Consider the following 9042-nt stretch of genomic DNA (forward strand, 5'->3'; position numbering starts at 1 on the left):
CTGATCGTTTCGCCGAGCGCGAGCCGCAGGAAGCGGTCGATCTGCTCGAAGTAGGCCGCCGCCGGCCGCGGCCCGGTGAACACGAGCGGGAAGGGTTCGCCGGCGTTTTCCGGATAGGTGAGCAGGCCGAGGATGAACAGGATCTCCTCGCAGGTGCCGACGCCGCCGGGGAAGACGATGAAGCCATGGCCGAGCCGGACGAAGGCCTCCAGCCGCTTCTCGATGTCCGGCATGATCACCAGGTGGTTGACGATCGGGTTCGGCGATTCGGCGGCGATGATGCCAGGCTCGGTAATGCCGATATAGCGGTTGTGCCGGCGGCGCTGCTTGGCGTGGGCGATGTTCGCCCCCTTCATCGGGCCCTTCATCGCGCCCGGACCGCAACCGGTGCAGATATCCATGCCGCGCAGGCCCAGCTGGTAGCCCACGCGCTTGGTGTATTCGTATTCGTCGCGCGAAATGGAGTGGCCGCCCCAGCACACCACCAGGTTCGGATCCACCTGGGGCTTGAGCATCCGCGCATTGCGCAGGATCTCGAACACTGCATGGGTAATACCCACGGTGTCATCCAGGTCGAAGTTGCCACTCTCCAGCTGCGCCGACACGTAGACGATATCCCGCACCACGGCCACCAACAGCTCGTTGATGCCGCGGATGATGCGGCCATCGACGAAGGCCTGTTCGGGCGCGTTGGAAAGTTCGATCTTGATGCCCCGGTCCTGCTGCAGCACCTGGATGTCGAAATCGGGGTATTGCTCGAACATCGATCGGGGGTCGTCGCCGATATTCCCGGAGGTAAGAACGGCCAGCGCACAGCGGCGCAGCAGCATGTGCAGGCCCGACCCGCTGGCGTCGCGCAGGCGCGCCACTTCGTTGCGGGAAAGGATGTCCAGGCCGCCGGCTGGGGAGATGCGGGCGCTTACCGTGCGCAGGGAGCCGGTAACGCCGGCAACGTGGTCATTCATGGATGGTTCCTCAGGTCAGCCGTTTAGCTTGGCGCGGTCGGGGCGCCGAGGTCAAGGCGCGGCCAAAAAAAACCGGCGCCCTCGCAGGCGCCGGTCTTAAATCGTACAAAAAGCTAACTTCTTAGAACGTGTAGCGGACGGTGGCCAGGATCGACCAGCGGGACACCGGGTTGGCCTTGGTGGCGCTGTTGTCGGTGGGAGCGTCGTAGAAGGTCTTCAGGCCCGGCTGGTAGTTGCCGTTGGCATCGGTGGGCAGCTTGTAGATGTACTTGCCATCGGCACCGACACCTGCGTAATCGGCCAGGCTGCGGGTGTACGGGAAGCCGATGTAGTCCTGCTGGCCCCAGTGCTTGTTCATCAGGTTCAGCACGTTGTAGAAATCAAGGCGGAACTCGCCCTTGTTCCCGCGGAAGAAGCCCGGGATTTCCTGGGTGATGGAAAGATCAAGCTGGTTCACCCAGGCCGACACCGCACCGTTACGACGGACCACCTTGCCCTGTTTGTGCTTGAGGTAATCGTCGTGCTGGATGTAGTCGTAGAACTGGTCGATGACCTTCTGCGCGGTTCCGGTGGCGAAGTTCACGTCGCCCCGGTTCGGGATATAAGCCAGGTCGCCACGGTAGCTGTCGCCATTGGCGTCGGTACCGAACACCCAGCTATACGGCACGCCGCTGTGGCCATCGTAGAACGCACTGATGGTGGTGGCGTAGTCACCGAAGAAGTTATGCGACCAGGCAAGCGATGCATTCAGACGCTGGGAGATGTTGGTGTTGGACGTGGAGGCCACGTTTTCGTTGATGTTGTACCAGGCGCTGTTGCTGAAGTTGGAGGTGGCCTGGCTTGAGGTGCCCGGGTTCACTTCCGTGGCGTGCGCCGCGGTAGCCGCGATCGACGCCGACCAGCCATCGGCAAAGGGCTTGGTGAATGACAGCGTGATGGCGTCGGACTGTCCCTTGTCGGTGTTGAGGAGCTCGGTTACGCCCTGGGCGAAGCGGCCATCGGCACGCGAACGAGCCAGCGCCGATGCCGTGTTACCCACGGAGTTGACAGCGCCCGTGCAGGTGGCGCCCGTGGCGCCGCCAACCGGCGTGGCACCGCCGATGCAACCGTTATAGGTGTAACGGCCATCCGGAAGAATACCGGTGGGCGCGCCGATGTTGAGGTTGTTGTAGTAGAAGGCGTCACGTGTTTGCAGGTGCTGCCATTCCAGGGTGCCGATGATGCCCATCCAGGGCAGCTCGCGATCGAACGCCAGCGACGACTTCCACACGCTGGGCAGCTGGAAATCCGGAGCCACGGTATCCACCGCCATCTGCGGCAGCACGCCGGCACCGGAAGTGTTCTGGGCGTGCGGATCGGAGCTGAAGGTGGGGCACGGCACCGTCTGCTTACCCAGCGAGCACTGGCCGTTGGCAAGGCGCTCGTAATGGTAGGTGACGATGTTGATGCCGTTGTTCTGGTACGGATTGGTCATCCATACCGTGGGCGGGCTGGACTGGAACAGGCCCACGCCGCCGCGCAGCTGGGTTTTGTAATCGCTGTCGAACTTGTAGTTGAACGACAGGCGCGGCTCGACCAGCTTGCTGCCGTTGATCGTGGTCGCGTTGCTGAAGCCGAACTGCTGCTGGAAGGTCGCGTTGTACAGCGGCTTGTCGTCGGTGGCGTAGCGGTTGACGCGGAAACCGTAGTGCACCGACAGGTTGTCCGTGGCCTGCCAGGTGTCCTGCAGGAAGAACGTGTACTGCTTCAGCTCCCACTTGGCGGCGATGTCGCCCAGGGAATAACCCGGCGCCGGCTGGTAAAGGTCGTACGTGTTGTAGGCACCGGATTCGAGGGCGTTGATGCCATAGAACTGGTACGCACCGAATTCGGTACGGCCGAACAGGTTGTAGATGCTGTTGCGCTCGAACTCCACGCCACCCTTCACGGTGTGGTCGCCCAGATACAACGTGCCAGCCCAGAACGCATTGAACGTACGCACGCGGGCGGCGTTGTAGTGACTGAACTGGTCTTCGCCCAGGTTCACCGTCGGGCCCGAAGCCGTGCCCGCGTTGTTCACGCGCACGCCGATCTGCGGCTGCTGCGCATCGACCGAGCGGAACAGGTCGAAGTCGGAGTAGCCCAGCTTGGTTTCAGTCGAGAACACATCGTTCCAGTCGTCAAACAACTGCAGCGTGTAGTTCTTGATGTTGGTGTTGGTGGTGTACCAGTAGCTGGAAAGGCCGATGGTGCTGGCGCCGTTACCTTGCGGATTGGGCTTGGTTTCCTTGGTCTGCTGGTAGGCAAAGCTGGCACGGTGGCCGTCGGTGATGTTCCAGTCGATCTTGCCGAGGTAACGCTTGTCGATCAGGTCGCCGCCGTTGGCGTTGATCGTGCCAGGCTGCAGGCCCAGGCGGCCGGCAGCAGCAAGGACGCGGTTCAGATCGCCGGTGGACACCTTGTTGCTGGTGGAGTTGGCGATGGAAGGATCAAGGCCCGTGGCCGCACCGGACGACAAGCCGGTGATCTCTTCCTTCTCGTAGCTGCCGAAGAAGAAGAGTTTGTCCTTGATGATCGGGCCGCCGAAGGTGGCGCCTGCCGTCCAGTTCTTGTCGAACTCGGTGTAGTCGCGGTTCTGCTTCAGCCAGCCGGCTTCGCCGACCATTTTGTCGGCGCTCTTGAAGGCGTAGTACACCGAGCCGTGGAAGTCGTTCGTGCCGCTCTTGGTTACCGCGTTCACTTCCGCGCCGACGGAATCGGAGATCACGTCATAGTTGGCGGTCGAGATGTTGTAACCCTCGATCGTGTCCACCGACACGGGCGAACCGACCGTCGGCAGGCCGCTGCCGTTCAGGCCGAACGGGTCGCCCACGCCGATGCCGTCGACCTTCAGGCTGTTCAGGCGGGCATTCTGGCCGTTGGCCGAGATCGCGCCAGTACCGTGGTCCACGTTCACGCGCGGATCAAGGCGTGCGATGTCGGCGATGTTGCGGCTGGGAGCGGGCTGCAGCTTCAGCGCGCGGGCGCCAACGTTGGTGCCAAGGCCCGTGTTGTCGGAACTGAAGGTGCCGCCGACGGCGGAGACGGTCACGGCCGCCAGCTGCGTGGCGTCCTGCTGTGCGGTGGCGCCGAGGGTGAGGTTCACCGGCGTATCGGTGCCCAGGCCCAGGAATACATTGTCCTGGCGGGACTGGGTGCTGCCGCCTTCCTTGGTGGCCGTGACGTCGTACGGACCACCCACGCGCATGCCCTGTACCGAGTAACGGCCGGCGGCGTCAGTGGTGGTGACCTTGGTGGTGCCCGAAGGCTCGTGCACGATCTGCACGGTGGCGCCGGCGACTGGATTACCGGAGGCATCAACGATGCGACCGCTCATGGTGGAGGAGGTCTCCTGGGCCATGACCGAGGTCGTGGCCAGGAGCGTACCAATGGCAAGGGGCAGGAGTTTGGCGCGGATTCGGCTATTCATTAACGATCGACCCTGTGGCTCGCAAGGAAAAACGAAAAAAACACGCACGGGTTCTCCCGTATGACAACGAGGTAGAAGCCGCAAGTTATTGATTCCCCAACTAAAAAATCAAGCTGTCCCGCCGTGCATGGCGATGGGACCAGTTGTTAAAGCAACTTTAACGAGATTCTATGACAGGTTCGTAACAAATTCACGTCTTCACGACGAAATTCGCAGTTACTTATCGGCTCGATCACTATTCCTTGCCCAGATAACGAGCCTTCTTCGCGGGCTTGAGAGAATTGAGATCGAGCATCACCAAGCCATCGACGCAGCCGGAAAATCCCGGGTCTTCTCCGAATCCAAGGAATTGCACACCGCTGGGATCGACAAGGTCGACATACTGGCGGTAGAGCACCGGCAAGGTCTGGCCCAGCGCATCCAGGCGATTCTTCAACCGGACCAGGCCCGTGGCCGGATCAAGGCCCGCAAGTTCCGTGCGGACGCCGTCGCTTACTTCGGGAGAAATCACGAATGGCTGGCGCGCCGAAGCCAGGCCCGGGGCGCCGAAGTAGTGCTCGTGCGCCGCGGCGATCCACTCGCGGGCTTCGCGCGGCATGCTCACCGACATGCTGACCGGGCCGAACATGTACCGAAGATCGCGATGGCGCTGGAGATAAAGACCGATGCCCTGCCACAGCTGGTCCAGTGCGCGCGAGCGCCAGTAGGCTGGCGCGATGAAACTGCGGCCCAGTTCCAGGCCCTGGGCCAGGCGGGATTCCAGCGCCGGTGAGTAGTCAAACAGGCTCGACGTATACAGCCCCGCCAGCCCGCGATCGGGGATGATCGTCGAGCCATTGCCGAAGCGGTACGCCCCGACGATGCGCAGGGCTTTGGGATCCCACAGCACCAGGTGTTCGTAATGGGCATCGTAGACATCCAGGTCGCGTCGCAGGCCCGTGCCCTCGCCTACCCGGCGAAAGGTGAGTTCGCGCAGGCGGCCTATCTCACGCAGGGCGGCGCTATCGGGCGACCCCTGCAGCAGCAAAGCCTGCTTGCCATCGCCGAGCTCCGCCATCAACTCGGCCTTGGCAAGATCGGCCACGATGCGTTCGGTGGGCTCCGGGTGTGCCAGGGGGGCCTGGCCGCCGAAGATCAAACCGCGCCGGGTGCCCAGGCGGTAGACATGGCGACGCATCAGCTTGGCGGCTTGCTCCGGCGAGCCGCCGCTGCGTTCCTTGAGTTCTTCCACACCCACCGAGGCACCGATGGTGAAGGTGATGCGCTGGCCGCGCGGCGAGGTGGCCTCGCGCGGCAGCATGGCGGTCGACAGTGGCTTGGCCAGCATCGACAGCCCATAGAACGCTGCACTGAGGCGGGCGGAAACGTGGATGGGCAAGACGGGCGGCGGAGTGACCTTCTGGCCGCGAACGGATTCGCGCAGCGCCATGCGGGCGAAGCCGTCGTTCCATTTGCCGTCGCGCACGCGGCCGCCGCGCAGGCGGGATACTTCGCCCGCCGGGAATATGATCAGCGCCTGGCCTTCTTCGAGCGCGCGGAACACGTTGCGCATGCTCGACCGGGCGCCCTTGCCGAAGACATCCACCGGCAGCAGCAGGTGGCCCAGTTCCGGTACCGCGGAGAGAGCATCGTTACCCAGGATGCGAACGTCCTGGCGGACGGAGCCGATAAGGCTGATGAGCGCCAGGGCGTCGGTCATGCCCAGCGGATGGTTGGCTACCACCAGCAACGGGCCTTCGACCGGGATGTTTTCCCGCTCGCGCTCGTCAACGCGGTAGCTCACATGCAGGTGGTCGAGGGTACGCTCGACGAAGGCGAAGCCGGTAGCTGGCGCCACGGTGCGCAACGTCTGGTTGAAGCGTTCCTCGTGTGCCAGATGCTCCAGCATCGCGGCAATGGGACGCAGGATCCGCGGATGCTTCTCCAGCCACGGCAGGCGGTCGGTCAGGGCCTGTTCGACTTTGAGCATGATGGGTTCCCTCGTGTGGCGCTCATGCTGGTAGCCAAGTATGACAGCCCGGTGAAAGGAAACGCATTACTGCGTTTCAAACTCCGGTCAGGTGGCGATATGAAGGTAGGCGGTAAGCCCGCTCAGGAACATCTGCACCGAAAGGGCAATCAAAAGCATACCCATCAGGCGCTCCAGTGCGGTCAGGACGCTTTCGCCCAGCCAGCGGAACAGGAAGGTGGAACTGAGCAGGATCAGCGCCACGGCAAGCCACGCGGCGAACAGGGCAAGGCCCCACTCGGCCGTGCGGCCGGGCTGGGAGTTCGTCAACAGCAGCAGCGCCGCCATCGCCGAAGGGCCGGCAACCCCGGGAATGGCCATCGGCACGATAAAGGGCTCACCCTCGCCCACGGGGCCGAAGATGCCGCCTTCCACGGGCGGAAACACCATGCGGATGCCAATCAGGAACAACACGATGCCGCCAGCGATGCTCACCGATTCGGGCCGCAACTGCAGAAGTTTCAGGATGTACTGCCCGCCCAGCAGGAAAGCCACCAGCACCGCGAGGGCAATCAGCAGTTCGCGCACCATCACGTAACGGCGGCGCTTGGGTGGAACGTCTTTCAGCAGGGCCAGGAACAACGGGATGTTGCCCAGCGGATCCATGATCAGGAACAACAGGATGCCTGCCGAAAGCGTGGTCATCTGGGCTTCCACGCGTGCGATTCCTTAGGCTTGGGAGTGGCGGAGATCGAGCGTGGCGCCGCGGGCGAATCCACCGGCTGCGGAAAGCAGCATCACGATGGCAGAAGCGGTGGCGTCGGGCGTTGGATGCTTGAGGGTGTCTTCGCCGAAGTAAGCTTCGCGGCGCAGGGCTGTGCGCATCGGTGCGGGCAACACCGCGTGCACGCGCATCGCACCCTTGTCGTGTTCGGTATGCAGGATCGTCGCCAGTCGTTCGAGCGCGGCCTTCGACACTCCGTAGCCACCCCAATGAGCGCGCGAGGTGAGGTCGGCATCGTCCAGCACGAACACCACGGCGCTGTCGGCGGACTTCGCCAGCCACGGCAGGCAAGCCTGGGTCAGTGCGAAGGGCGCGGCCACGTTGACCTGCTGCGCACGCAGGAAGTCGTCAGGCTTGTGCTGCGACAGCGGCGTAAGGCCACCGAAATGCGCAGCGGCGTGGACCAACCCATCCAGACGCCCAAACTCGTGGCCGATACCATCAGCGATGGCTTCGTAATCCGTCGGGGTGGCCGATTCGAGGTCGACGGGCACGATCACCGGCTCGCCGTTGCCCAGGCCCTTCAGTTCGTCGTAAAGCTTTTCCAGGAAGCGCACACGGCGGCCGGCGAGGATCACCGTGGCACCGGCGCGCACGCATGCGCGAGCCACGGCGCTGCCCAGGCCACCGGTGGCGCCGGTGACCATCACCACGCGCCCGGCAAGATCGCTTTCCGGCGTCATGGCCGGAAGCGTGACCAGAGGCAGCACGCTCACGGGCCGTTGACCGCGACGTCGGCGGCCATGCGCTTTAACTCACCGGCCGCATGCAGATCTTCGACGATGTCGCAGCCGCCGATCAGTTCGCCCTGCAGGAACACCTGCGGGAACGTTGGCCAGTTGGAAAATTTCGGAAGACTGGCGCGGATCTCGGGATCTTCAAGCACATTGACGGCATGATAGGCGGCGCCCGCAGCTTCAAGCGCCTGTACGGCACGACTGGAAAACCCGCACATCGGAAATTGGGGCGTGCCCTTCATGAAGATCACGATGGGCTGGCCAGCCACGATGGCCTTGATGCGCGCGACGGCGTCCATAGAAAAGATTCATCATTCACTAGCACGGATTTGGCTATTGTAGCAGTTCGGCCCGGCCCCACTGGCCGTGTCCCCCACCATTCTTCCCAGCCACCGCTAAGGAGCAAATCATGGCGATCGAGCTTCCCCCGCTTCCCTACGAAAAGAATGCCCTCGAACCGCACATCTCGGCCGAGACGCTCGAATACCACTACGGCAAGCATCACCAGGCCTACGTGACCAACTTGAACAACCTGATCAAGGGAACCGAGTTCGAGAACGCCGCCCTTGAAGACATCATCAAGAAGTCATCAGGCGGCATCTTCAACAACTCCGCCCAGATCTGGAACCACACCTTCTACTGGCACTCAATGAGCCCCAAGGGCGGCGGCAAGCCGTCGGGCAAGCTCGGCGACGCCATCGACAAAGCCTTCGGCTCGTTCGATTCCTTCAAGGAAGAATTCACCAAGAGCGCCGTGGGCAACTTCGGTTCCGGCTGGACCTGGCTTGTACAGCGCACCGACGGCAGCCTCGCCATCGTCAACACCTCCAACGCCGCCACGCCCATCACCGGCAGCGACAAGCCCCTGTTCACCGCCGACGTCTGGGAACACGCCTACTACATCGACTACCGCAACGCCCGCCCGAAATACGTCGAGGCTTTCTGGAACCTCGTGAACTGGGAGTTCGCTGCGTCGAACCTGGCGTGAGGGGGTGAGGGGTGGGAGTCGGGGGCGGTCACCCTGGTCACTAAGTCCTCGTCCGGCTTCGCCGTCCTGCGGAAGCGTTCCCAGGGTGACGCCCGCCGGCCTCCCTCCGACCCGTGAGGTCGCCGAGGGAAAGCCCTGGCCGCGTGAACGATCGCCGTAGCTACAAGCATCA

At 63.2% G+C, this 9042-nt stretch carries 7 protein-coding genes; 1 reads left to right on the forward strand and 6 read right to left on the reverse strand.

Going from position 1 to position 9042, the window contains the following annotated elements; translation table 11 throughout:
• From ppnN to grxD, 6 genes are all read right to left on the reverse strand, one after another.
• The coding region (ppnN, locus tag VGM61_RS17965; RefSeq protein WP_331524275.1) for a nucleotide 5'-monophosphate nucleosidase PpnN at positions 1–965 on the reverse strand (965 nt) is incomplete at its 3' end.
• Between the two features lie 121 nt (positions 966–1086).
• Entirely contained in the window at positions 1087–4413 is a 3327-nt protein-coding gene (locus VGM61_RS17970) for a TonB-dependent receptor (protein ID WP_331524276.1), read from the reverse strand.
• 235 nt (positions 4414–4648) lie between these two features.
• Positions 4649–6382 carry a lysophospholipid acyltransferase family protein gene (locus tag VGM61_RS17975; protein ID WP_331524278.1) on the reverse strand — a complete coding sequence of 578 codons (1734 nt, stop codon included), beginning with the start codon at positions 6380–6382 and terminating at the stop codon, positions 4649–4651.
• A gap of 87 nt (positions 6383–6469) precedes the next feature.
• Entirely contained in the window at positions 6470–7066 is a 597-nt protein-coding gene (locus VGM61_RS17980) for a YhgN family NAAT transporter (protein ID WP_331524283.1), read from the reverse strand.
• A gap of 24 nt (positions 7067–7090) precedes the next feature.
• A complete protein-coding gene (locus VGM61_RS17985) occupies positions 7091–7861 on the reverse strand; it encodes an SDR family NAD(P)-dependent oxidoreductase (protein WP_331524279.1) in 771 nt (256 codons plus the stop codon).
• Positions 7858–8181 (reverse strand): Grx4 family monothiol glutaredoxin, encoded by a 324-nt coding sequence (grxD, locus tag VGM61_RS17990; RefSeq protein ID WP_331524281.1) that lies wholly within the window; start codon positions 8179–8181, stop codon positions 7858–7860. The genes VGM61_RS17985 and grxD overlap by 4 nt, the downstream gene beginning before the upstream one ends.
• Before the next feature lie 110 nt (positions 8182–8291).
• On the opposite strand from grxD, the gene sodB reads away from it, so the two are divergent.
• A complete protein-coding gene (gene sodB, locus VGM61_RS17995) occupies positions 8292–8870 on the forward strand; it encodes a superoxide dismutase [Fe] (RefSeq protein WP_331524282.1) in 579 nt (192 codons plus the stop codon).
• Positions 8871–9042: the final 172 nt, after the last annotated feature.

The organism is Pinirhizobacter sp. (assembly GCF_036499745.1).
GTDB lineage: Bacteria > Pseudomonadota > Gammaproteobacteria > Xanthomonadales > Rhodanobacteraceae > Pinirhizobacter.